The following is a 1,239-nucleotide window of genomic DNA, read 5'->3' as shown; positions in this document are numbered from 1 at the left end:
GCCATGGGCCATTCTTTATTTAATTAGTGTTGCACTTAAAGTGTAAATTCAAGTGTAAAAAATAAAGAGCTGTTATAAAAATTCCACTAAAAATTTTTATAACAGCTCTTTACATATTTTGAAATTAAAAGGGTGGAACTATGTTCCACTCTTTCGGTTGTATAAGTCCCGATTGCTAAATGCAACTAAAGAATTATTAATTGCATAGTTCAGAAAAAATTCTAATTCAAATTATTTATCAAATAATACCATTAGTTCTTGACATAAATCATATCTTTTGATAAATAATTTGTCTTATTCACCAGTACCCTCCAGAGGGCCCTCCTGCTTAATTGCATCGGCTTTAGTGGCTTCATTAGTTCCTTTTTGGTGCTTGACCGGTGAATAAATAGAGAAGACCTTCATGGTCTGTTTTCCAGCGTTGATCACGTTATGCCAAGTGTTATCAGGAACAACTACAGCCTCTCCCGGATGAATTTCCTGATCAACTGTTAAATGATCTTTATCTTTCCCCATTTTAACGTGGCCAATACCGGCTACTAAGTAAATAAGTTGATCATTACCATGATGAATTTCCATACCAATATCACCACCTCCGGCTGGGATAGCCATTAATGTGATTTGAAAATGATCCCCGGTCCACAAAGTAGTTCGATAATTTTCATTTTCCAAAGCAGCCGATTTTAAATCAGGTGCAAAGGGTGCTGGACCGTAGTCTCCTAAATCTGCGCTTTTTCCTAACATAATAAACACTTCCCTTCTAAGTGGAATTGTAACATAATTTTTTATTATTTGATATCATTTTAAGAGCACCAATGTTATCAATTAATTTACCAATCTGAGTTCTAGTGACTAATAGCCAATAAGATTGTCTAAAAAGTGAAGTTATTCAATTTAATTAATTTTTGGGCTTGGTTAAAGTATGGGTATTTACTCAGTTTCCATAACTTCTACGTGCAATCGTCCATGGGGCTTTTTTGTATTTAGAAATGGGCCCTTTGCTAACGTTAGAATGGGAATTGTTCTTCTGATTATCTTAGGCTGTAATTAATCGTTGTGACTTATCACGTAATCCACACTTAGATAAAGATAGTAACAGGCTTCTCAATGATCATTGAGAAGCCTGTTAATGTCAAAATACTTAGAAGCTGTCTAAAATCTCTTAAGTAATAGTGCTAAAAAAGCTAAAACGACCATTTGCAGACTGGTGGTTAATTGACGCTCACAATTTTTCCAAAG

1 protein-coding gene and 1 pseudogene are annotated in these 1,239 nt (G+C 34.5%); both read right to left on the bottom strand.

Annotated elements, in window-relative coordinates; translation table 11 throughout:
- Positions 1-294 precede the first annotated feature (294 nt).
- Positions 295-744, bottom strand: a complete 450-nt coding sequence (locus FC26_RS05220) for a cupin domain-containing protein (RefSeq protein ID WP_057775341.1) — start codon at positions 742-744, stop codon at positions 295-297.
- A 408-nt stretch (positions 745-1,152) separates the two neighbouring features.
- Positions 1,153-1,239, bottom strand: a pseudogene (locus FC26_RS12715) (IS5/IS1182 family transposase); the annotation flags it as partial.

The sequence above is a fragment of the Paucilactobacillus vaccinostercus DSM 20634 genome, assembly GCF_001436295.1.
Lineage (GTDB): Bacteria > Bacillota > Bacilli > Lactobacillales > Lactobacillaceae > Paucilactobacillus > Paucilactobacillus vaccinostercus.
The sequence above is the reverse complement of the archived record's forward strand: the minus strand, read 5'-3'. Positions and strand labels throughout refer to the sequence as shown.